The sequence below is a fragment of the Bacillus sp. PK6-026 genome (assembly GCF_054161455.1).
The window spans coordinates 3,595,503-3,617,224 of sequence record NZ_CP096418.1; the positions used below are offsets into that span (position 1 = coordinate 3,595,503).

At 47.4% G+C, this 21,722-nt stretch carries 20 protein-coding genes; 9 read left to right on the forward strand and 11 right to left on the reverse strand.

What is annotated here, in order from left to right:
* Positions 1-33 precede the first annotated feature (33 nt).
* The gene (locus M1D59_RS18365) at positions 34-2,103 is read right to left on the reverse strand and encodes a bifunctional aldolase/short-chain dehydrogenase (RefSeq protein ID WP_458117578.1); all 2,070 of its coding nucleotides are present in this window, start codon (positions 2,101-2,103) and stop codon (positions 34-36) included.
* Positions 2,104-2,458: 355 nt separating this feature from the next.
* Between M1D59_RS18365 and M1D59_RS18370 the strand changes: the two genes are divergently transcribed.
* Entirely contained in the window at positions 2,459-3,658 is a 1,200-nt protein-coding gene (locus M1D59_RS18370) for an MFS transporter (protein ID WP_195536899.1), read from the forward strand.
* A gap of 19 nt (positions 3,659-3,677) precedes the next feature.
* Here the strand turns inward: M1D59_RS18370 and M1D59_RS18375 are convergent, their stop codons facing one another.
* Positions 3,678-4,904 (reverse strand): MFS transporter, encoded by a 1,227-nt coding sequence (locus tag M1D59_RS18375; protein WP_023856294.1) that lies wholly within the window; start codon positions 4,902-4,904, stop codon positions 3,678-3,680.
* A gap of 523 nt (positions 4,905-5,427) precedes the next feature.
* Between M1D59_RS18375 and M1D59_RS18380 the strand changes: the two genes are divergently transcribed.
* Together M1D59_RS18380 and M1D59_RS18385 are read left to right on the forward strand one after the other, a co-directional pair.
* Positions 5,428-6,177, forward strand: coding sequence for a tRNA-dependent cyclodipeptide synthase (locus M1D59_RS18380; RefSeq protein WP_025810757.1), 750 nt, complete (start codon positions 5,428-5,430; stop codon positions 6,175-6,177).
* Positions 6,174-7,394, forward strand: a complete 1,221-nt coding sequence (locus tag M1D59_RS18385; protein ID WP_458117579.1) for a cytochrome P450, cyclodipeptide synthase-associated — start codon at positions 6,174-6,176, stop codon at positions 7,392-7,394. The genes M1D59_RS18380 and M1D59_RS18385 overlap by 4 nt, the downstream gene beginning before the upstream one ends.
* Here the strand turns inward: M1D59_RS18385 and M1D59_RS18390 are convergent.
* The 3 genes from M1D59_RS18390 to M1D59_RS18400 all read right to left on the reverse strand — a co-directional run bounded on the left by M1D59_RS18390 (position 7,391) and on the right by M1D59_RS18400 (position 9,635).
* On the reverse strand, positions 7,391-7,846 hold the full coding sequence (locus M1D59_RS18390; RefSeq protein WP_256163513.1) for a nuclear transport factor 2 family protein: 456 nt from the start codon (positions 7,844-7,846) through the stop codon (positions 7,391-7,393). The genes M1D59_RS18385 and M1D59_RS18390 overlap by 4 nt on opposite strands.
* Positions 7,847-7,862: 16 nt before the next feature.
* A complete protein-coding gene (locus M1D59_RS18395; protein WP_254121973.1) occupies positions 7,863-8,342 on the reverse strand; it encodes a MarR family transcriptional regulator in 480 nt (159 codons plus the stop codon).
* A 114-nt stretch (positions 8,343-8,456) separates the two neighbouring features.
* Positions 8,457-9,635 carry an amidase gene (locus M1D59_RS18400; protein ID WP_458117580.1) on the reverse strand — a complete coding sequence of 393 codons (1,179 nt, stop codon included), beginning with the start codon at positions 9,633-9,635 and terminating at the stop codon, positions 8,457-8,459.
* A 182-nt stretch (positions 9,636-9,817) separates the two neighbouring features.
* Here M1D59_RS18400 and M1D59_RS18405 point away from each other — a divergent pair, with 182 nt between their 5' ends.
* A complete protein-coding gene (locus M1D59_RS18405; RefSeq protein WP_048350124.1) occupies positions 9,818-10,867 on the forward strand; it encodes an oxidoreductase in 1,050 nt (349 codons plus the stop codon).
* 31 nt (positions 10,868-10,898) lie between these two features.
* On the opposite strand, the gene M1D59_RS18410 is transcribed toward M1D59_RS18405, so the two are convergent.
* The 4 genes from M1D59_RS18410 to M1D59_RS18425 form a co-directional block, all read right to left on the reverse strand.
* Positions 10,899-11,534: an FMN-dependent NADH-azoreductase gene (locus tag M1D59_RS18410; RefSeq protein ID WP_020452970.1), complete on the reverse strand. Its 636-nt coding sequence runs from the start codon at positions 11,532-11,534 to the stop codon at positions 10,899-10,901.
* Positions 11,535-11,974: 440 nt separating this feature from the next.
* Positions 11,975-12,943 carry an oxygen-dependent tRNA uridine(34) hydroxylase TrhO gene (gene trhO, locus M1D59_RS18415; protein WP_105979775.1) on the reverse strand — a complete coding sequence of 323 codons (969 nt, stop codon included), beginning with the start codon at positions 12,941-12,943 and terminating at the stop codon, positions 11,975-11,977.
* Positions 12,944-13,139: 196 nt separating this feature from the next.
* Complete coding sequence (locus M1D59_RS18420; RefSeq protein ID WP_228767692.1) at positions 13,140-13,295, reverse strand: hypothetical protein; 156 nt, start codon at positions 13,293-13,295, stop codon at positions 13,140-13,142.
* Between the two features lie 25 nt (positions 13,296-13,320).
* Positions 13,321-13,914 carry a sigma-70 family RNA polymerase sigma factor gene (locus M1D59_RS18425; RefSeq protein WP_224146390.1) on the reverse strand — a complete coding sequence of 198 codons (594 nt, stop codon included), beginning with the start codon at positions 13,912-13,914 and terminating at the stop codon, positions 13,321-13,323.
* A gap of 157 nt (positions 13,915-14,071) precedes the next feature.
* On the opposite strand from M1D59_RS18425, the gene M1D59_RS18430 reads away from it, so the two are divergent.
* The 5 genes from M1D59_RS18430 to M1D59_RS18450 all read left to right on the forward strand — a co-directional run bounded on the left by M1D59_RS18430 (position 14,072) and on the right by M1D59_RS18450 (position 18,083).
* Positions 14,072-14,221 carry a YvrJ family protein gene (locus tag M1D59_RS18430; RefSeq protein ID WP_020452973.1) on the forward strand — a complete coding sequence of 50 codons (150 nt, stop codon included), beginning with the start codon at positions 14,072-14,074 and terminating at the stop codon, positions 14,219-14,221.
* A 93-nt stretch (positions 14,222-14,314) separates the two neighbouring features.
* Entirely contained in the window at positions 14,315-15,469 is a 1,155-nt protein-coding gene (locus M1D59_RS18435) for an oxalate decarboxylase family bicupin (protein ID WP_020452974.1), read from the forward strand.
* Between the two features lie 72 nt (positions 15,470-15,541).
* Positions 15,542-15,940 carry a YrvL family regulatory protein gene (locus M1D59_RS18440; RefSeq protein ID WP_025810753.1) on the forward strand — a complete coding sequence of 133 codons (399 nt, stop codon included), beginning with the start codon at positions 15,542-15,544 and terminating at the stop codon, positions 15,938-15,940.
* Positions 15,941-16,004: 64 nt separating this feature from the next.
* Positions 16,005-16,490, forward strand: coding sequence for a DUF6022 family protein (locus M1D59_RS18445; RefSeq protein ID WP_023856306.1), 486 nt, complete (start codon positions 16,005-16,007; stop codon positions 16,488-16,490).
* A 147-nt stretch (positions 16,491-16,637) separates the two neighbouring features.
* Complete coding sequence (locus tag M1D59_RS18450) at positions 16,638-18,083, forward strand: alpha/beta fold hydrolase (RefSeq protein ID WP_458117581.1); 1,446 nt, start codon at positions 16,638-16,640, stop codon at positions 18,081-18,083.
* Between the two features lie 176 nt (positions 18,084-18,259).
* Here the strand turns inward: M1D59_RS18450 and M1D59_RS18455 are convergent, their stop codons facing one another.
* Together M1D59_RS18455 and M1D59_RS18460 are read right to left on the reverse strand one after the other, a co-directional pair.
* Positions 18,260-19,483: a glycoside hydrolase gene (locus M1D59_RS18455; protein ID WP_105981375.1), complete on the reverse strand. Its 1,224-nt coding sequence runs from the start codon at positions 19,481-19,483 to the stop codon at positions 18,260-18,262.
* 100 nt (positions 19,484-19,583) lie between these two features.
* Positions 19,584-21,131, reverse strand: coding sequence for a glycoside hydrolase family 43 protein (locus tag M1D59_RS18460; protein WP_231005580.1), 1,548 nt, complete (start codon positions 21,129-21,131; stop codon positions 19,584-19,586).
* Positions 21,132-21,722 lie beyond the last annotated feature (591 nt).

A 21,722-nucleotide genomic window follows, 5' to 3' on the forward strand; every position in this document is an offset into this window, starting at 1 on the left:
TCTGAAAGGACGGCCGAAGCCGTTCCTTTCCAATTACCTTGAAAATGCGGCCGGCACTCCCCCGTCAACCGTCAGCATGCATCCCGTCGTTTTTGCCGTTTTTTCTGAAGCGAAATAAGCGATCGCTTCGGCGATGTCGGCGGGATAAATGTTGACGGAAAGAGTCGTACGTTTGCGGTAATGCTCTTCAAGCCGATCGGGTTCAATCCCGTAGGCGGCGGCTCTTTCTTCGCGCCACTTGGAGTCCCAGATGGCCGACCCTTGAAGCACCGCATCCGGAAGCACTGAATTCACGCGGATTCCATACGGTCCGCCTTCAGCGGCGATGCATCTCGCCAAATGAACCTCAAGCGCTTTTGCAGAGCTGTATGCCGAAGCGTTTTTGCCTGCATAAACGGAATTTTTCGAGCCGATAAACACCATGCTGCCGCCTGAACCCTGTCTTTTCATTTGCTTAAAAGCTTCTCTGGCGACGAGAAAATATCCTGTTCCAAGTACATTCATATTCAAATTCCATTCTTCGAGAGTCGTTTCATCAAGCGGGCTGGATGTCGCAAGCCCCGCGTTGTTGACGAGAATGTCGATCCCGCCGTAATTAAGGACGATTTCCTCGAATGCCGCCTGAACGTCCTCTTCTTTCGTCACATCCATGCGGACGGCGGATGCTCGTTCCGCACCGTATTGTTCATTAATCTCTGCGGCTGTTTTTTCTGCGCCTTCTATATTAATGTCAGCAACAGCAACATGCGCACCTTCTGAAGCAAGGCGGCGGCAGGTCTCGCTGCCGATTCCGCCCGCTCCTCCCGTCACAAATGCGATCTTGCGGGAAAATTCGGCTTCCGGCGGAGCAAGCGTTAATTTATAAAGCTCAAGCGGCCAATATTCGACATTGTAGGATTCTTCCTCATTTAGAGATACAAAGTTTCCAAGGACTTCTGTTCCCTTCATGACAGCAATCGCCCGCCGATATAAATCTCGGCTGACCTTTGCCATCGCCAGGCTTTTACCTGCTGCCACCATGCCGATTCCCGGGATTAGCATCACGCGCGGCGCCGGTTCAAACATCTCGTCTCCTTCATGCCGGTTTCTTTGAAAATAGGCGGCATACGATTCTTTAAACCTAGCAATCTCGGTTTTGATCCGTTCGACCAGCTTCTCTGTGTCCTGTTCAGCGGGATTCCACGGAATATAGGCAGGCGTCCGCTTTGTATGCACAAGGTGATCCGGACATGCGGCGCCAACCTGTGAAAGCGATGGAGCGCGCCTGCTGTTCGTGAATTCGAGTACATCATCAGCATCGCACCATGTGAGCAGCATGCGTTTCTCTCCGCTGACAGCGCCGCGGATAATTGGCAAGATATCGGCTAAAATCCGTTTCCGGTCCTCCCGTGCAAGCGGCTCGACCATCTGTCCGCCAAACGGCTGATGATCTTCTGAACGGCTTTTAATGTATGCTTCCGCTTCGCGAATCACAGCAATCGTCTGATCATAGCTTTCTTTCGCCGTTTCCCCCCAGGTGACGAGCCCATGCTTCTCCATTAAAACAAGCTCTGCATTCGGGTTGTTTTTCACACCTTCTGCTATCAGCTTCGATAAAGCGAAGCCCGGTCTGACATAAGGCACCCATACAAAGCGGCTGCCGAATATCTCCTCTGCGATCTCTTTTCCATTATCAGCGCAGCAGATGCTGATGATCGCATCGGGATGGGTGTGATCGACATGCGGAAACGGCAAAAAAGCATGAAGAAGCGTTTCGATCGACGGCCGCGGGTGCTTTCCGTCCATCATGCAATGGGACAAATATGCCGTCATTTCTTCATCGGTCATGCTGCTCCGTTCCATCAGCGGACGAATATCATCGAGCCTCAGCCCGGTAAATTGGCCCGCTGACATCGTCGCCAAGTCCGAGCCGCTGCCTTTCACCCACATCACCTCGATGTCCCTGCCCCTGAAATCCTTTTCCGTCGTTTTCATCGATGTGTTTCCCCCGCCCCAGTTGCAGACCGATCGGTCAGAGCCGATCAGGTTGGAACGGTAGACGAGTTCGTCAAGACCCGGACGCAGCGATGCAGCCTCAGTTTCTGACCATAAATATTCCACCATACGTATCACTCCGTTTTTGTTTGTTTATTTTTGAATATGTTTGTTTAAAGAGTAACATATTTTGTTTTATTTTGTAAGCGCTTTTTTCAGAAGCCATTTTATGATAGAGCTGTTTCAATCGGTCTATAAATAAAAAACCCCCAACAGCAGGCAGCCGTAGGGGGCAGGAATGTGGAATGTTTTAACCTTTGAAAATAAAATGTCAGATTTTAAGAAAGCGTTGGCATCATGATGATGACGCTTTTTGTCCCGCCGGCTAACCGTTTTGGGAACATATTGATCCACAACAAACGATTGAAAATCGGCTTTTAATCTTTTAATATATAAACTCATGTTTTTAAAAGGAGGGGTCAGGATGAATAAAACACTGCACGCACCAGTCAAACTGATCATCGCAATTTTTATGATTTGCACATTTTCTATCGGCTTTACAGAGTACGTCGTTATGGGTATATTGACTTCCATTTCAAAGGATCTCTCTGTTCCGATTTCATCTACCGGCTTATTGGTAACGGCATATGCGGGAAGCGTTTGTCTGACGGGGCCGATCGTCACCATATTGTCGGTCAAAATGCCGCGGAAACCGGTATTGATCGGCTTGATGAGTGTGTTTGTACTGTCGAATGCGCTCAGTTTCCTGGCGCCGAACTTCACCGTTTTGTTGATCTCAAGAATCCTATCCGCTTCCATTCATGGCGCATTTTTTGCAACGACGATGGTGTTCGTCAGCGAAATGGTACCGCCCGAAAAGCGGGCCGCCGCTGCCGCTTCAATGAACGGCGGCTTGACCATCGCCCTGATGCTCGGCGTTCCGTTCGGTTCTTATTTAGGCGACCTTTTCAGCTGGCGGATCGTTTTTCTGATGATCGCATTCCTCGGATTGATCGGCCTCGCCGGCATTTGGCTGACGGTGCCGCACAGAAAACCGAAAGTCGTCCCTAAATTGATCCATGAATGGGATGTGTTTAAAAATAAACAAGTTCTTTTCTCTTTTGCTATCACAATTTTCGGCTATTCAGGTGTATTCATCGCCTACACGTTTATTGAACCGATGCTGCGGCATTCTGCCGGTTTTGGCAGCCTCGGCATTACAGCCGCCCTTTTCGCCTACGGATTTGGCGGAGTCGTCGGCAATTTCTACGCCGGAAAGGTGCCGTTTCACCTGTTAACCCGCTCCATGATCGGCGTGATGATCGCGCTCATGGCGATCCTTGCGGCCTTCCCTTTTGTCAGCGGACACCCTGCCGGCGCCATCATCGTGACGTTTTTATTCGGAGCCGGCGCTTTCGGAACGGTGCCCCTTTTGCAAACAAAGGTCGTGGCTGCGTCTGAACACGGAACAACGATCGCCACCTCTGTCAGCATCGCTGCATTTAACTTGGCCAACGCGCTCGGCGCATGGATCGGCGGACTCATTCTTCATGCATCAGAGTCCTACACATACCTTGCCACAGGCGGTGCGCTTATGACCATGTGCGGACTGACGCTGACGATGTTCGCCTTTGTGTCTGAGAAAAGACAAGTGAAAGAAGAAATGTGGAGAACGGATCTGTAATTAAAAAAGCTGCCCGGTTTTAAGACCTGGCAGCTTTTTTGTTTGGTTCTTGCAGCGTCTTTGTCTGAGCTGCTTTCCGCATGATCGCGATCATCAAAAGGGCGGCCGCGGCATAGACGATGCCGAAACAGCCGAAAACGAAAACAGAAGATGACATTCCTAATAACACGCCTGATAGAACAGGACCGCAGGCCATTCCCGTATACCTGATAAAATTAAACATGCCCATCGCACTGCCGCGGTTCTCATCAAATTCATTTGCCATCATCGTAGAGAACAGCGGCGGGATCAGCCCCATCGTGACGCCGAAAAGAACGAGGGCCGCCGACAACGCGAAAAGTGAAAACGAGTGGGTAAAGCCAAAACAGACGACGCTGGCCGCGGCGGTCAGATTGCCGATCAGAAACAGGCGTCCGAGCGACAATCTCTTTTGTATCCACTTAAACAGCACGCTGCCGGCAACCGTACTGACCGCTATCGGCAAATACAGCAAGCCGACGATCTGCAGATCAAGGTGATAATGATCAGTCAGCAAAATCGGCAAATATACGATCACTGAAAAATAAATAAAGAAAAGAAGATAGCTTAATATCAAAACGGCATTTCCCGTCCTGTTTTTGAAAATATCCTTATAATGCGACAACAGGCTGCCCGCGCTGAGATTGGTCTTTTTCTCCGCATGGCTCTGCGGAAAGCAAAACGCATTTCCGAAAAGCAAAAGAACAGACAAGACTGTCAAAAACCAAAAAATTCCTGGATAATTATAGCGCTCCCCGATAAAACCGCCGAGAATAGGCGCCGCTGCCGGTGCAAGGGAAAGCAGCATTTGATAAGTCCCCATCGCACTGCCCCGCTTCGTTCCCTGGAACAGAGATCCGATTGTGGTTGCCGCAATTAATGGAAGCGCTGCCGTCCCTAAAGCCTGCAGCACCCTAAAAAAAAGAAACAGTCCAAAATCCCTTGCGACGGCGCAGCCGATTGTAGCAATGACCGTTACGATCATGCTCGCCATCATCACAAACCTCGATCCTTTAAAGTCGACAATTGAGCCGACAATGATCTGCATCACAGCTGTAATGAAGATGAACAGCGAGACGGACAGGTTGACCATCGATACGGAAACGTGAAACGAATCTCTGATTAACGGAATGATGGGTGAATAGATATTTTGATTCAACGATGCGAAAAAGGCGCTGATACACACAAAATACATAATGAAAGAAGCATTTAATTTCATTGGTCTCATGTCAAACCGCCTGCCTTGTTTTTGTTTATTCGTTAACAATTCCTTCAATATCGTTCACCGGTTAACAATATTAATTGTAGATGACTCCTTTATCAATGTCAACGAACATTTCTTACTGCAGCTTTAAAGTTTTTACAAACTTTTTACTTATCGGGTTTCTTCACTCGAAAAACGCCTTAAAAAAAGGTTCCTTCTGATCAAAATTCCTCAGATTCAAAAAAACGTTACGAATATTTTCATATTTTGAATTTGATTTGTGTTGACAACTGGAAAAGATAGGGATAAAATGACTATTGTTTACTAGTAAACTTTTATGCTGTACCTTGCCTGATTTTGAGCTCAAACTCTTGCCCTGCTTTAACTATTGAACAAATGTGATACCCCTTCATCATGACCCGCACCATCGCTTATTCTTCTCGATTCATACCTAAGTGAGACCAGCCTATTCCCAGCTCGATAAACCGCACGTATCCCATCATTGATTGCAAAAGAAGTCATTCTATGTCCGTTAAGGAGGAAATCAATGACAGAGCTTACAATGGAGAGCAAACACCGGCCATTCAAAACTGAAACTCTTACCCGAAACTGCAATGAAATACTAAAACGCAGACGCCATGTTCTCATTGGCATCAGCCCGTTTAACAGCCGATTTTCCGAAGATTACATTCATCGGCTTATCGGCTGGGCCGTCCGTGAATTTCAACATGTATCCGTGCTTTTAGCCGGAAAGGAAGCAGCCAACCTTCTCGAAGCGCTCGGCACCCCGAATGGGAAGGCCGAACGGAAAGTCAGGAAAGAAGTCTCACGGAACCGGAGATTCGCTGAAAAGGCGTTGGAAGCGCATGGCGGCAACCCCGAGGCCATTCATACATTTTCCGATTTCGCGAACCAGACCGCATACCAGCGTTTGCGGATGGAAGTCGAAGACGCCTTTTTTGACCAGCCGCATTTCCGCAAAGCCTGCCTGGAGATGTCGCATGCGGCGATCCTCGGACGGGCCCGGGGCATTCGGATGGATGTCCAGGAGGTCAGCGCCGCCATGCTGGAGCTGGCTGTTGAATACGTCATCGCTGAACTTCCGTTTTTCATCGCCGCCCCTGATATTTTAGGCGTCGAAGAGACGCTTCTTGCTTATCACCGTCCATGGAAGCTCGGCGAACAGATCTCCCGTCATGAATTTGCCGTCAAAATGCGCCCAAATCAAGGATATCTTATGGTTTCCGAATCGGACGAAAGTGTGGAATATAAAAGCATGCAGGAGGAACGAGTATGAATCAATCGCTAAAAACATTCAGCGTGTTGTCAGAACAATATCACGAGAATCCTTATCAATATTTCTCATACCTTCGGGAATCTGATCCCGTCCATTATGAAGAATCGCTAGACAGCTATTTTATCAGCCGCTACCAGGATGTGCGCCGCGTGCTCCAGAATCAGGATGTCTTTACAACGAAATCGCTTGCCAAACGAGCCGAGCCCGTCATGCGCGGACCTGTGCTCGCCCAAATGAAAGGCAAAGAGCACACGGCGAAAAGGAGAATCGTTCTGCGCCGTTTTATCGGGGAATCCCTTGATCACCTCACACCGCTCATCAAAGAAAATGCACAAAGGCTTTTGGCCCCTCATCTGGAGAAAGGGCGGATCGACCTTGTCAATGATTTCGGCAAAACGTTCGCCGTTTGTGTGACGATGGACATTTTAGGTTTGGACAAGAACGACCACCAAACGGTGAGAAACTGGCACAGCGGCGTCGCCGATTTCATTACCAGTTTGAATCAGGCACCTGAAGACCTGGAACATTCCCTCAAATGCAGTGAACAGCTCGCTGAATATTTGAATCCGATTATCGAGGAAAGGCGCAAAAATCCCGGACATGATTTAATATCCATCCTTTGCACTTCCGAATACGAGGGAGTAGCGATGTCTGACCGCGACATCCGCGCGCTGATTCTCAATATATTGCTTGCCGCCACGGAACCGGCGGACAAGACGCTCGCATTAATGATTTATCATTTGCTTCATCATCCCGATCAAATGAATGACGTGCTGGAAGACCGTACGCTCCTGCCTCAGGCCATCGCAGAGACGTTGCGCTACAAGCCGCCGGTGCAGCTTATCCCGCGCCAGCTTTCACAGGACGCGGTGATCGCCGGAGTCGAGCTCAAAGAAGGGACGACTGTATTTTGCATGATAGGCGCGGCAAATCGCGATCCTGAAGCGTTTGAGAATCCCGACGAGTTCAACATCCATCGCACCGACCTGGAAGTCAAAAGCGCATTCAGCGGCGCAGCCAGGCATCTCGCATTCGGTTCAGGCGTCCACAACTGTGTAGGAGCGGGGTTTGCGAAGACGGAAATCGAGCTTGTCGCAAATATCGTCCTAGATCAGCTGAAGAATATCCAGCTGGAGAAAGACTTCGTTTACCGTGAGACAGGCCTTTACACACGCGGCCCCGTCTCGCTCAACATCAGATTTGATACGAAACATTAATCTTGTGAAAAAGCCTTCTCCTCCCGAGAGGAGGCTTTTTCAATTGCCGCCTCACTGATCTTCGCCAGCTCTTCAAAATCCTCCCTCCCTTCGATCGCATGTGAAAGTTCGTGGCATTGAACGATTTTAAAACCATTCATTTTAAACATCGCGATGATTTCAATTCTCCCCCGGTCTCCGTTTGTTTTGACAACATTGACCGTATACCTGACCGCTGCGCTTTGCAATCGCTCGTCAAACAAAAACTCATGAAAGGGCGACACCGTTATGGTGCGGGCAACCTTTTTCAGCGTCCTCATGTGATCTTTAAACTGCACAAGGTCAATTTGACTGCCATCGGTTACTTGAACATAATTCTCGCTGAAATAATCGGGAATTTTTTCAGTATTCATTTCACTCAAGATGTCCTGATACATGCTGCTTAAAAACTGTTGGGCTTCACTTTTATTCATTCGCTTCTCCTCTTGATTAAATGTGTTTTGACCATTCGTTTAAAAAGCGGATGATGGTTTCCAGCTCGGATTCGGAAAACCGCTCAAACAGCTCGATATAGTGCTGCTTTGCAATTTCGTGCATCCTGTCATGAATGTCGGCCAGTTTCTTCCCCTCGTCTGTTAATCTGTAATACAATTCTTTGTTGTTGTTCGGTTTTTTGTGCGATTCGATCATCCCGTGCTTTGTAAGCACATTGACCGCTTTTGTCACTGCCGCTTTTGATATTTGAAGTTTTGCTGCCAGGAAAGCGTTGTTGACGTCTGCCTCGTTTTCGCTGATAAGCGAGATAATGTGAAGCTGGGTCAGTGTCCAATGCTTCCGGATGCTGTCGACTTCTTGAAAAGCTTCCTTTGCGAGCGCCTGCTGTTCATGCTGAGCCCGCTTTTCTCTTTTGAGAATAAAATCCTGAACGGCTTGAAATGCTTGCTCATACGTCTTGTTTTCCACGATCATCATATCCTTTCCATCATCGTTAACCGGTTAACTATTTAATAGTTTACCAGTTAACAATAATTAAAGCAAGCAAAAAGCATATGATGCAGAAAAGATCCGCAGCATATGCTTCCCTCATACTTGAAGAGATAACACGTGCTTTTCAGTCCAATCCAGAAGCTTCAGGTCCTGTTTGCGGCCGGCGATGAATGAAAGCCCCAAAGGCTCGCCGTTTTTTGCCGGTAACGGAACGGTGATCTGCGGAAGCCCGCCAAGCCCGGCAATACACGTCAGTTTCATCGTGCGCGCCCTTCTCTCATGTAATTCGTTTTCCGGCAGCCCGCGGAGCGGCGGCGTGCCGGGAGCAGTTGGAATGACGAGTAAGCCGTCTTCCGCGAGCCATTCCGACAGTCTCCTTTTCACCGCTTCTCTTTTCATCAACACATGCTCATGATCGCTTTTCCTAAGACTTGACGTCCATTCAAATCTTTCTGCGATTCCAGAGCCGAACACTGGATTTGTGCGCTCGATCCAAGCTCCATGCTCCTCCCAAATATCCAGACCCTGCAGCAACTTGAACATCTCCGCCCATTCCGCGAGGCCTCCGTCAGCGGCAATGCACCAGTCGAATTCGCCGTCTATCAGGCCTAATGCATGAGCGTATACTTGTGTCCGGTCGCTTTCTTCAAGCAGGCTCCACGCCTCTTTTTCAAAATAAATCCGCTTGAAACAGGCCCCTGCCTCCTCCTGTCCGCTAAGCAGGACGCGGCCTGCCGCATGAAGAATTCCGATATCTTTTGACATCCATCCGACAGTGTCAAAGCTTTTCGCCAGCGGTATGACTCCATTAACCGGCACCTCGCCGTGCGTCGGCCGAAATCCGAAAATTCCGCAGTAGGAAGAAGGGATTCTGACAGACCCTCCGGTGTCTGTTCCAAGGGCAAAATCGGCCATGCCGGAAGCTGCCGCCACGGCCGAACCACTTGAAGATCCTCCAGGAATGTTGTCCTTGGCACAAGGATTGACTGGCGTACCATAATGGACATTTTCTCCGTCAAGGCTGTACATCAGCTCATCCGTGTGAGCAGCACCTTTAAGCCTTGCCCCTTCACGCAACAGCAAGTCAACGGCTTCCGCGTTTTTTTCGGCAGGTTCGTGCGTCCTCAGCCAATCAGGATTTCCCGCCGCATTTGTATGGCCTTCTACCGCAAACACATCCTTTACCGCAAACGAAAGGTTTTTCAAGCTTCCTTCAGCTGATGCCGGCTCGACAGCCAAATCCTTGTTCATAAAAGCGCCCCAATCATACTCCATTTTCAAAATCCCCTCTTTTTGTTTTTAACGATAACCGGACACCTCTTCAAATTGAACAAAATTGTGACAAAATCTTCCGTTCTCCGGTTGAAAAAGGTCTTTAGGTTTGTTCCTATAGGCAAACAGGGTAAAATAAAGGGTGTTAATTACATATTAAAAACGAACATGGGAGAGGAGAATGAATGGTGAACAAGGTTCGCACAGGAATATTAGGATACGGTTTGTCAGGTTCGGTGTTTCATGCGCCTTTATTATCTGTGTTAGAAGATTTTGAGATTCGAAAGGTGATGACTTCAAGAAAAGAACAAGTCAAACAAGACCTCCCCGAAACAGAAGCCGTCAGCTCGATCGAAGACATCACAAATGACCCTGACATTGATCTCGTCATCGTGACCACGCCGAGCGGCCTTCATTACGAAATGGCGAAAGAGTGCATCCGCGCCGGAAAGCATGTCGTCCTGGAAAAACCGATGACGGCAACAGCGGAAGAAGCTGAAAAGCTCATCAATGCCGCGAAAGAAAAAGGGGTGCTTCTCAGCGTCTACCACAACCGAAGATGGGATAACGACTTTTTGACGATCAAACAGCTCATCAAAGAAGGGCGCCTCGGAGAGGTTAACACATTCCACGCCTCCTACGACCGGTTCCGGCCGAATGTCAGACAGCGCTGGAGAGAGCAGAAAGGACCGGGCTCAGGCGCACTGTACGATTTGGGTTCACACCTGATCGATCAGGTGCTTCATTTATTCGGCATGCCAAACAGCGTCACCGCTCAAGTGACCGCTCAAAGAGCCAATGCGGAAACAGACGATTACTTCCATGTCGTCCTTCACTATGATCAGCGCCAAGTGATTCTCCACTCGGGTTCGATTGTTCCGGCCAACGGTCCCCGCTACCAAATCCACGGTTCAAAAGGAAGCTTTATTAAGTATGGTATCGACGGCCAGGAGGATGCACTCAGAGCGGGTCAAAAACCTGCAGGCGATGAGTGGGGAGCCGATCAACCCAAATATTACGGGGAACTGGCCACAGTCGAAGGTGACGAGGTCATTAAGGAAACAGTGGAAAGCATCCCGGGTTCATACTTAACCTATTACAAGCAGCTTGCTTCAAGTATTCTTGAAGGCGGCAGCCTGCCTGTCACGGCGGAAGAAGGACGCGACGTCATCCGCATCATCGAAGCCGCGCAAAAAAGCAGCGAAACGAATCAAACGGTGTTCTTACACAAATAAAATAAAACCGCGGATCACGTCCGCGGTTTTTTCAAAAGGTCCGGCCCAATTCTTTGGCGCGGGCAATTGCATTTCGTTTAATTTCTTCGGCTTTATCCGGCTCTGCATTATGCCCTTCTATAAATAAACCTTCAAATTCCGGCACTCCGAAAAACTGCATCATGATGCTGATATAGCGGTGCCCCATCTCAAGTTCCGCAGCCGGCCCTTCTGAATAGTAGCCGCCTCTCGCCTGGATGTGCAGGGCTTTTTTATCGGTTAACAGCCCGATCGGTCCCTGTTCGGTATATTTAAACGTCTTTCCCGCTACAGCGACCGCATCAAAGTACGCTTTCATCACCGGCGGAAAAGAGAAATTCCAAAGCGGCGTGACAAACACGTATTTGTCTCCCGCGATAAATTGCTCGCTCAGCTCATTCAAACGGCCGACTTTTGCCTTTTCGTGTTCAGAAAGCTGTTCAAATCCCGATCCCGACTGCAATTTTCCCCAGCCGCTGAAAACATCCGCATCAATCTGCGGAATGTTCTCCTTGTAAAGATCAAGATGTATGACTTCATCATCCGGATGAGCTTCTTTGTAAGATTCGATAAAAGCTTTTCCCGCCGCCATGCTGTATGATGCCCTTTCGTCATGCGGGTGAGCGGTAATGTAAAGGGTTTTTGTCATCTCTTTTGCTACCTGCCTTTTTGTATTGTTATTGGATAGTATGGGACGTTTTCAGGCAAATATTCAGAAAAACTCGGCTTATGCTGGAATCATCCGCCGGTCCAAAAACGTATAGCCGGGAATAGCTCGCAGACAGGATGCAAACTTCCCATACGGAAGTTTTACGACGCAGTTTGCACATATTGCTGATCGCCTGTTTCGCATTTTTGCACTAACGGCTGGATCAAAAGCGTTAATTGATACTTTCGTTCAGCAGTCTGATCGCCTGCAAATACTTTCATTCTGCTTGTAATTCACGAATAAAAAAAGGAACGCCTCGATTTTTCAGGTCAAGGCGTTCCTCCATTCAAAACGAAAGCAGACTCCCTTGCAGGAGCAATGCCATTTCTTGGATGCTTGCGGCATCTTCGTTTTTTAGATGATACTTTTATATACAGCTTTTATGACTGCGCTGTATGCCCCTCTTCTTCCAGCTTTTCGAGTCTCTCTTGCACCTCTTCTTCTGAAAGGCCGTGCTCTTTGACATACAGGTTGCGCGGATGAACCCGGCACTCGTGCGTGCAGCCCCGCAAATAGCGGTGTTCATTTTCTTCAGAGCAGATGATCTGCTTGTTGCATTCAGGGTTGGCGCAGTTGACATAGCGCTCGCAAGGCTCGCCGGTGAAATAATCCTTGCCGACGATGACATGCTCTTTCTGGTTGACCGGAACGCTGATTCTTTCATCGAAAACATAGCACTGCCCGTCCCACAGTTCACCTTGAACTTCAGGGTCTTTTCCATACGTCACAATCCCGCCGTGAAGCTGGGACACGTCTTCAAATCCTTCTTTTTTCAGCCATCCCGAAAATTTTTCGCAGCGGATACCGCCCGTGCAGTAAGTCAATATTTTCTTGCCTTCGAGCTTTTCTTTGTTATCACGGATCCATTCAGGCAATTCGCGGAACGCCTTAATGTCCGGTCTGACTGCGCCGCGGAAATGTCCCAAATCGTACTCATAGTCGTTCCGTGCGTCGACGACAATCGTATCTTCCCGCTGCATCGCCTCATAAAATTCTTTTGGCTCAAGGTATTTTCCCGTTAATTCATTCGGATCGATATCATCTTCCAGACGGAGCGTCACAAGCTCATCGCGATGGCGGACATGCATTTTTTTGAAAGCGTGCCCTTCTGATTCATCGATTTTAAACACCATATCTTCAAAGCGGGGATCGTTTTTCATTTCACTCATATAGCGGTCTGTCTGCTCTACGGTTCCTGACACGGTTCCGTTTATTCCTTCACCCGCCACAAGGATGCGCCCTTTCAGGCCCAAATCTTTGCAGAACTTGAGGTGATCTTCGGCAAATTGCTCGGGGTTGTCGATATGAACATATTTATAATACAACAATACTCGGTATTGATTTTTCATGATATCTTACCACCTATCTGATGCATGTTTTTATAGGAGAAAAAATGGAATATCCATCCATTTATTTTATCAAACCTTTGTTCATATTAAAACAAATCATCACCATGATTTCAATGAAGCTGCTTGAACATTCCCTTAATCAAATGCTAGAAATTTTAACACTTCCGGCCGTTTTACGCAAGCAAAACAACTCAGGTTAAAGGACTTTCAGCAATTCTGTTATAAACTCCCAAAACCCAGGAACTTCTTGACATAAAAGCATCTCCGCTTTTTCGCAAATTTTCATCTTCAGCTCCTGTTCAAGATCCTCCCTCTCTTGATAGGATGTGTTGTTTAATTTGCTTTTGATCATCGGCGTGAAATTTTCCAGCAATTTCTCAATCTCTTTTTCGTCGTGCAGACTCACTGTTATCATTCCCCTTTGCTTTAGAATTCAGCAGCTCTCTTATCTTTTCGAGTGCCCTTTTATGAATTCTTGAAATATTTTGCCTTGATTCTCCCAAAGAGTCAGCCATTTCCTGCATGGATACCCCGTGAATGTAAATTTGCGCAAGCACTTTTTTCTGCTTGTCCGTCAATTGCAAAAACGCTTCATAAAGCATCGGGTCTTGCAGATGTTCACTAAAATCCTCTTCCTGTTCCAAGACATCGTCTAACAGGTCCCCTCGGGGCGGCTCGGGCAAAGTCGGACTGTCGTCGATCATCAATGGAAAACGCTCTCGATTTTTCCGGACTCTTTTATCAAAGTCGACGGAGAAAATCCGGATCATCGAGTTGATGTATTTGATCATGCGGATGTTTTTGTAAAACCGCTTAAATTCGCGATCGAGACACTCTGCCTCTTCAGAATCCGGATGTTCCAAAACGTGGTTGAAAAGCCGCTCATACCGGGGGTTGCTCAAAAAATGCTTCACAAGCGGATGCCCTGTGATTTCCTTGATTTTCGCACGCAGTAACGTTTGATCAATCATAAAAACCGCCTCCTATTTATTTAGATGAAAGAAATGTAAAAAAAGTAAACTCATCTCTTCTTATTAACATGCAAACATAAGTTCCCATTCAGAGAAAATAGTTCTTTGCTTACATTTTTCAGACTTTCTTCACTTCTTAACATAGGAGGTGGTAAGAATGGACAGTGCATTCATTGAGGAAGCAGCGAAACAAATCGGCAATGTCGGCTTTCCAGCTGTATTGGCAATTTACCTGCTGACGCGTTTTGAAAAGAAAATCGATGAACTGATCGAATTGATCAAAGAAAAAAGTGACACCGATGATTGACATCGGCCTCACTTTTTTCACTTAACATGACAGAAGGGGAAAACGAAAGGCCTTTCAGCTCTCCTTTACATTTTGAGAAAGAGGGGATATCACATGGAAAAAAACAAATCAATTCCACAGCCGATCAGAGGAGAAAAAGGAGCGGAAACGAAAATTCCGCATAACGTTGAGCGCGATCGCCAAAATCCGGACATGCTTGCGCCGCCGGAAACCGACCACGGAACGGTGTCAAACATGAAATTTTCATTTTCCGATGTCCATAACCGACTCGAAAAAGGCGGATATGCACGGGAAGTCACCGTTCGCGAGCTGCCGATTTCAGACAAGCTTGCCTCTGTCAACATGAGGCTGAAACCTGGAGCCATCAGGGAACTTCACTGGCATAAGGAAGCCGAATGGGCATATATGCTGTACGGAAAAGCACGGATTACGTCTGTTGACCAAGACGGCAGAAACTTTATTGAAGATGTGAAAGAAGGAGATCTCTGGTACTTCCCGTCAGGTCTGCCGCATTCAATCCAAGCGCTTGAAGACGGCTGCGAATTCCTGCTCGTCTTCGATGACGGCTCTTTCTCTGAAAACAGCACCTTCCAGGTGACAGATTGGCTGGCCCATACGCCTGATGAGGTAATTGCCGCAAACTTCGGCATTTCAAAAGACGTCGTCGCATCTCTTCCAGATAAAGAAAAGTATATTTTCCAAGAAGTGATCCCTGGATGTCTTGAGAAAGACAAAGTCGAAAGCCCGAACGGAACGGTGCCTCAATCTTTCAGCTACAATTTGCTTGAACAGGAACCGATCGTATCTAGCGGCGGTAAAGTATGGATTGCCGATTCCACGAATTTCAAAGCGTCGAAAACAATCGCTTCTGCGCTGGTGGAAGTCGAACCTGGAGGCATCCGGGAGCTGCACTGGCATCCGAATACAGACGAATGGCAGTATTATATTTCCGGACAAGCGAAAATGACCGTTTTCGCGTCCGACGGGCATGCCAGAACATTTAACTACCAGGCCGGAGATGTCGGCTATGTGCCGTTTGCAATGGGACACTACGTCCAAAATACAGGAGACGAACCGCTTCGCTTCCTCGAAATCTTCAAAGACGACCACTATGCTGACGTTTCGTTAAACCAATGGCTCGCGCTCGTTCCGGAAGAGCTTGTCCGCCAGCACCTCGACGTCGGCAGCGAGTTTACAAACATGCTCTCTAAAGAAAAGCATCCGGTCGTGAAATTTGATAAGAAATAACCAGCCAGGCTTGCAGGAGACATATCCTGCAGGCCTTCGGCTGCTGTGTACATATTTCAAAGGAGTTGTATCATGAAACATTTCGTTATTTGCTGCTTATCGGTAATGTTCGTTTTTTTCGCCCACTTTCTCGGCATTTCGATCCTGTTTCATCTGCCGGGCGCATTTTATCAAACAGTCGGGTCCCTGCTTTTGTTTACGCTTTGTTATACCGCACTGACCTTTGTCCTGGAACCGGCTGAAAAGCTGCTCATCCACAGTATGAAGCTGCTGGGCATCAATCGGCGGATCACGTTTTTTGCAGCCGAAATGCTCACGATCGGATGTTTATGGGCCGCGATTTTTACAGCGGACGAATTGCTGGACGACGTTCTGCTGACCTCTTCGGCGGAAATCATGATTGCCGTTTCGTTTTTTACTATTGATAAAATCCTTTATCCACGGCAGAGGTCCGGTTCGCTCTTATATTGAGAATCCACTGTGCAGGAGAATGTTATATAATGGATTTCAAGTAATCAAAAGGAGGTTTTCGTTCTTGTATAAGGTACGTTTTAGACCCGACATGTCGATCAAAGAAATCGGCGAACAGGTGCAAAGCTATGTCGCCGCCAATTGGAAACAAACGCTTGACGATCATCGCGAAGCGCTTTTAAAGGTGTTTCCCGAATTGGAAGACGCGACTTACGGCGTCTACTTGGACCACCTGCTGCCTCCTGTATTTGAAAGTCTCGAACAGTCCGGCTTTACAACGATTCAAGATGCGGGAAAAGGCGATTTTTTCATCGGAAAAGGCTTAAACTTTAGACAGTCCATGGAAAAATGGGGAGCTGACGACTGCCGCTCACGGGTGTTTTGGGCTGTCATCTCCGATCAGCAAGAAAAGCCTGCCGGGACGCTGCTCTTTGACTTTTTTCACTCTCACGCCGGGTTTGACGTGCCTCTTTCTCCGAAGATTTACACATTGGAGGAAACAGAGAGAGACAGAATTGTCGCTCACGTGAAACAGATAAAGGAAAACTAGCTGATAGCGACCCACAACATCATAAGCTGCAACCGCTGGGTAACCCGGCGGTTTTTTTAATGTAGCACAAGGAATATTTTTGCAACCAATCAAACCACACATTCGTTATGTATAAGACCACCAACATCTTACATAAGGGAGAAAATCATGAGAACTTTCGAAATATTATTAACACTCCTGTCTTTTGTCATGCTGTTTCAGCAAAAAATGCCGAGAAAGCTTGCGGCGGCAGCCGGATTTGCGAGTATTGGCGTGTTGGCGGGACAGCTTTTTTTTGAGGGATACAGATGGCAAATGGTTTTGATCTATCTGATCTCCGCCGCCCTCGCCTTTATCGCGATCTTCGGTAAAAGGCTTCAAATCAAGATGTGGAAGCCGCTGAAATATGGCTTGTATGTTCTAACATTCGCCATGCTGGCAATCTCCGTCTTCCTGTCTGTATACCTGCCCGTCTTCGATTTGCCTAAGCCTGACGGCGCTTATTCTGTCGGGACGAAGACGTTTCATTTGACCGACCGCGACAGAGAAGAAACGCTGACAAAAAATCCGCACGATAAAAGAGAACTGATGATCCAAGTATGGTACCCTGCCCAAGGTTTGCATGGACAGAAACGGGCACCTCTCTTTCCCGAAGACGCAAGCACATTTCACGAATATATCGAGAAGTTCGCAGATGGATTCGGTCTTCCCCCGTTTGCTTTGGACTATTGGCGCTACATCAAAACAAACTCATACGAAAACGTTGCGATCTCATCAGCTGAAGCCCGATATCCAGTCGTCGTAATCAGCCACGGCTTCGGAACAAGCCGGCTGCTGCACGCTTCCCAAGCCGAACATCTGGCAAGCCATGGATTTGTCGCAGTGGCGATCGATCATACGTACAGTACGATGGCAACGGCTTTTCCAGACGGACGGATGACAGGCTTAACAACCGAGCGATATATGAATGGAGTTTCCGAAAACAGCAGCAAGCTCGGGGACATTTGGACGCAGGACGCCGACTTTGTCATCAACCAGTTGGATCAGCTGAATCGCGATGCCTTTAAGGGAAAACTCGATATGGACAACATCGGGATGATGGGTCACTCATTCGGCGGCGCCACTGCGTTTAACGCCGCATATTCAAATCCAAAAATTAAAGCCGGAATCAACATGGACGGTTCACTGTACAATGTCAACGGCAAACAGGCGATTTCAAAGCCGTTTCTATTCATGGAATCGAGCAGCTTTATGAACATTAAAGACAAGGCGCTCAGCGGAAAAATTTCTGATAAAGAAATCAAAAATTCGGGTTTAACGAAAGAAGAATTCAACAAGATGATTGAGGAACGAAAAAAGGAATACAAAATCATTGATCAAGCGTCAATGGTGTATATTGAAGGAACGGAGCATTACAACTTCACCGACTTGCAGCTTTATTCAAAACTTTTGAAGCAGCTCGGCATGACGGGCGACATCGACGGCGAACGAAGCGCGGATATCGTGAACCGGTACGTTTTGGATTTTTTCAACAAGCATTTAAAAGAAACCGGCGGCGGCTTGATCAGCAAGCCGAATCCGTCATATCCGGAGGTGAAGTTTCCGAAGGAATAAACCGAAAACGACAGAAAGGGTGCCGGCGGCGGCACCCTCTTTGTCTCATTAACAGATACACCCTGGATTGCGAGAACTAAATATTTTTCGTATGCCTTTTCACTAAATGGCCGCTAAGCCCGGCATATCGGAAGTGTGCGGCTTGTAACTCCGCTTCATGCGCGGCGTCGTTAATATTAGCGGAGGTTAGCGACAAATGTTGTCACACTCTGAGCCGGAAGATGCGCCCAAAAATGATTGTCTGTTACATTGAGATTCGTTCCAGGTTGAAGGTTGCTGCTGCTGCTCGTGATCCATCTGGATACTTGAGAAACAGATCCATTCTGCAGAACGAAGTTTTGGTTAACCCCTGAGTTGTTTTTATTAATGGCAACAATAACGACTTTGTTGTCACCTTTATAGGCAGATACGTAAACGTTTGAAGCGGGGCTCTTTGTCGCATCAACCCTGACATAACCGGGACGGACAAACTTCGAGAAATGAGCCATATTGTAACCGCGCTTGCTGATCGTACCGTCTTCTTTCATAGGACCGTATGATCTGCGGATGTACCACCATACATAAGCCTGAAAATCTCCCTCTACCATCGAATTGTGAATATGGTGCGAAACATCCAATGCCTCAGGCCAGCGGTCCGCAGAATTATTGTCACTGTTCGGATAATATACTTCCGTCATCCAAAGATCTTTTCCTGCTCCTTTTTGTTTGAACAGTGGATAAGCGAAATTGTTAAGCTGTGTACCATAAAGATGAGCGCCAAGAATATCCATATTGGCAAGCGCCTTCGGATCATTCAAAATCGGATCCGATATATTTTTTAAGTATTGAAACGACTCAGGCGCGATGACACGGGCATTAATCGAGCCGGCGTTCTCTTTCATAAAGCGAAGTATTTCTTGCGGTGTCCACCACGTCCAGTCGTGTGCGTAATCAGGCTCGTTTTGGACGGAAATCGCATACAGATTCACGCCATTATTTTTCATGAAGGTAACAAAGTCGTTAAGATGCTTCGCGTATGCGGCGTACTTATCGTATCTCAGCCGTTTAGCTGATGTGTCTCCATTCCGATTGAAAGTCTCAACCATATCGCTTGGCGGATTCCAGGGAGAAGCAAAAACGATTGCTCCGTGTTTGATCGCACTCTTTGCCGTCTCCACTTCTCTGTACCAATTGTTTCTATTTTCATCAACATGAATTCTTAAAATTGAAAAGCCTAACTGATTCTGTCCATTGCCAAAGGCGGTTTCTCTTTGAGCTGCTGTAAGATCCCCGATCCAAGCCGGGTGATTCATCCCTCCAAAACCGCGAATCACTTGTTTTTCTGCAGATAGACGAACTGTTGCGTCACTGGCTGCTGAAACTTCAGAAGCGGCAGGCCCGGTTAACATGAGCGACAGCATCGTTATATATGCCAACAATACACAAATTATTTTTTTCACATGCTTTCATCCTCTCATTGTTGTGGTATATGAAAACCCCTCTGAGACCACCTTTTTGCTGTTACCGGTGCTCATTTTGTGTAAACTGCCAGTAATCAAAATTAAACAAGTTGCCTGAACTGTTTCCGGTAAATACAAAATAGACGTTGTGAACACCGGTTGCGCCGCTCACAGTGGTTTCTATTTCTCTCCAAGTCTGCGCTCCGCCTGTGGAAGGTACATTCAGAGTTCCCACAAGCTTACCTGTTACACTGTCGAGACGGACTTCAATTTTACCGCCTGCAGTGGAAGCGACATTGGCTTTAAATGTCCTCGCTCCGCGCGTGCCGAAGTCAGCATTTCCTACAGCAATCCAGTCTCCGTTATGAATGCTTGTGACGTTTTGATTATTTTCCGGTCCGCCGCGTGCTGAGGATTTCTCCGTCAAAATGCGTCCATTCCAGGCAAACGTTTCAGCTTCTACCCGGTTATACGGATTCAAATTGGCAAGCTGAGACACTCCCCTATAATTTGCCGCCACCTCTTGAATGGACCCGTCTGCAAGATGGACCAGCTTATTGATATGGGGAGAACGGTATCCTTTGCCGGCTCCGAACAAAGCGAAACTGACAGTTTGAGCATGGTACACCACATACCACTCGTTTTTAAAATTGAAAACAGCATGATGGTTGTTTCCGCCAGCCCCGAAGAATGCACCCGGATTTTTCAGGAAATGCCCTCTATACGTAAAGGGCCCCATGGGACTTGAGCTGGTCATGTAGCCGATTTCACCCGGTGGTATATTGGCCGGGTGCGCACCGCTGAAATTGATGCAATAGGAATAGTAATATTTTCCGTTATGTTTATGAATTCCCGAGTCTTCAAACATGAAAGGCGCATCAATCACAGACGCGCTTCCAACAACGCTCGTCATATCGGTCCCCAATTTTATGACTCGTGCTGTTTTAGGATTTGCCCATTGCTCCTGCGTTGGATTTGAACCGCCAGGGATGCCTCCGCCGGCATACAGATAACCGGTGCCGTCGTCATCTACGAACACTGCCGGATCAAATAGCCAAACAACGCCTGACATTCCCGGTGTACTTGTTGTAACCAACGCTTTTCCGATCGGATCTGTCCACGGCCCGGTCGGGCTGTCTGCGGTGAGGACCCCGATACCTCCGCCGCCGTTTGCAAAGTAAAGGAAGAATTTATCCTTACCATTTATCTTTTTAACTGCGACTGACGGGGCCCAGGACGCGCCTGCCCATTTCGCAATCCCCCGGCCGCCATTAGCCCCGTTGGCACCTGCCACCGGAATGGCTCCGTGATCTGTCCAGTTCACCATATCCGCTGAAGAGATGACGAACACTTTGTTCAAATTGGCAAATGAATTATCCTTAATCGTTCCGTTGCTGTTATATTCATAATCGTCACTGGACATATAGATGTAGACTCTTCCGTTATAGGTCAGCGCAAAGGGATCCGCCCCTAAATGATGGTCTATAAGCGGGTTAGAATTCCCTACATGTTTTGCAATGGTTGTGCTGGCAGCAAGTACAGATTTCCCAGGTATACAGCTCATGAATAGCACAAGAACCAATAAACATGCACCGCACTTCATTTTCATGACCAACATCCTCCTTTTATCTATAAAATCAGGCGAGTTGCCGATTTTTCCGGCAGAAGCCCCTGTCTTTGGAAAGTGCGATCCGGCTTTGGGGCGATTTCTAATCTTGAAGCAGCTTCTTTCATAGCTCTATTCCTTCGCGAAGCCGGGCCTAGCCCTCTTCCGGAAGAACGCGTTCAGAATCTTGGCCAACCGCAATAACCTGACCGGTGATTTATCTGCCGGCGCTTTGCTCTTCTTTCTCCGCATCCCCTCCTGTAGTTCATATTTAATAACCGTTTTGCATAAGCGTTGATCATACAAACTTTTACATTTAGCACCTTCAAAAACTTACCATAATTTTTTAAGCATATTAAGTGTCTTTTATCATTTCTTTTTTGCACATCTAAAAATTAATTCTTATGAACTAATTTCATTTCAATTAAAAGAAAAAAGGACAAAGGTTTGTTTTGTAAACTGTTGGCGTAGAGGTGATTCATAATGCGGAAAGAAAAAGGAGCAGAAGAACATCTGCAGGCGACTAAGCACAGATATTGCAATTATTAAAGGAACGGGCGGCGACTTGACAAGCGAGCTGAATCCGGAGGAATG

What these genes read in the sequence shown, in the direction of transcription:
- M1D59_RS18420 (WP_228767692.1), bottom strand. Translation starts at nt 13,295, where the DNA reads ATGATCAAAAGCAAATTAAACAACACATCCTATCAAGAGAGGGAGGAT.
- M1D59_RS18385 (WP_458117579.1), top strand. Translation starts at nt 6,174, where the DNA reads ATGAATCAATCGCTAAAAACATTCAGCGTGTTGTCAGAACAATATCAC.
- M1D59_RS18375 (WP_023856294.1), bottom strand. Translation starts at nt 4,904, where the DNA reads ATGAGACCAATGAAATTAAATGCTTCTTTCATTATGTATTTTGTGTGT.
- M1D59_RS18430 (WP_020452973.1), top strand. Translation starts at nt 14,072, where the DNA reads ATGGACAGTGCATTCATTGAGGAAGCAGCGAAACAAATCGGCAATGTC.
- M1D59_RS18455 (WP_105981375.1), bottom strand. Translation starts at nt 19,483, where the DNA reads ATGCTGTCGCTCATGTTAACCGGGCCTGCCGCTTCTGAAGTTTCAGCA.
- M1D59_RS18390 (WP_256163513.1), bottom strand. Translation starts at nt 7,846, where the DNA reads ATGAATAAAAGTGAAGCCCAACAGTTTTTAAGCAGCATGTATCAGGAC.
- M1D59_RS18365 (WP_458117578.1), bottom strand. Translation starts at nt 2,103, where the DNA reads ATGGTGGAATATTTATGGTCAGAAACTGAGGCTGCATCGCTGCGTCCG.
- M1D59_RS18450 (WP_458117581.1), top strand. Translation starts at nt 16,638, where the DNA reads ATGAGAACTTTCGAAATATTATTAACACTCCTGTCTTTTGTCATGCTG.
- M1D59_RS18380 (WP_025810757.1), top strand. Translation starts at nt 5,428, where the DNA reads ATGACAGAGCTTACAATGGAGAGCAAACACCGGCCATTCAAAACTGAA.
- M1D59_RS18405 (WP_048350124.1), top strand. Translation starts at nt 9,818, where the DNA reads ATGGTGAACAAGGTTCGCACAGGAATATTAGGATACGGTTTGTCAGGT.
- M1D59_RS18410 (WP_020452970.1), bottom strand. Translation starts at nt 11,534, where the DNA reads ATGACAAAAACCCTTTACATTACCGCTCACCCGCATGACGAAAGGGCA.
- M1D59_RS18395 (WP_254121973.1), bottom strand. Translation starts at nt 8,342, where the DNA reads ATGATCGTGGAAAACAAGACGTATGAGCAAGCATTTCAAGCCGTTCAG.
- M1D59_RS18370 (WP_195536899.1), top strand. Translation starts at nt 2,459, where the DNA reads ATGAATAAAACACTGCACGCACCAGTCAAACTGATCATCGCAATTTTT.
- M1D59_RS18460 (WP_231005580.1), bottom strand. Translation starts at nt 21,131, where the DNA reads ATGAAAATGAAGTGCGGTGCATGTTTATTGGTTCTTGTGCTATTCATG.
- M1D59_RS18435 (WP_020452974.1), top strand. Translation starts at nt 14,315, where the DNA reads ATGGAAAAAAACAAATCAATTCCACAGCCGATCAGAGGAGAAAAAGGA.
- M1D59_RS18425 (WP_224146390.1), bottom strand. Translation starts at nt 13,914, where the DNA reads ATGATTGATCAAACGTTACTGCGTGCGAAAATCAAGGAAATCACAGGG.
- M1D59_RS18440 (WP_025810753.1), top strand. Translation starts at nt 15,542, where the DNA reads ATGAAACATTTCGTTATTTGCTGCTTATCGGTAATGTTCGTTTTTTTC.
- trhO (WP_105979775.1), bottom strand. Translation starts at nt 12,943, where the DNA reads ATGAAAAATCAATACCGAGTATTGTTGTATTATAAATATGTTCATATC.
- M1D59_RS18400 (WP_458117580.1), bottom strand. Translation starts at nt 9,635, where the DNA reads ATGGAGTATGATTGGGGCGCTTTTATGAACAAGGATTTGGCTGTCGAG.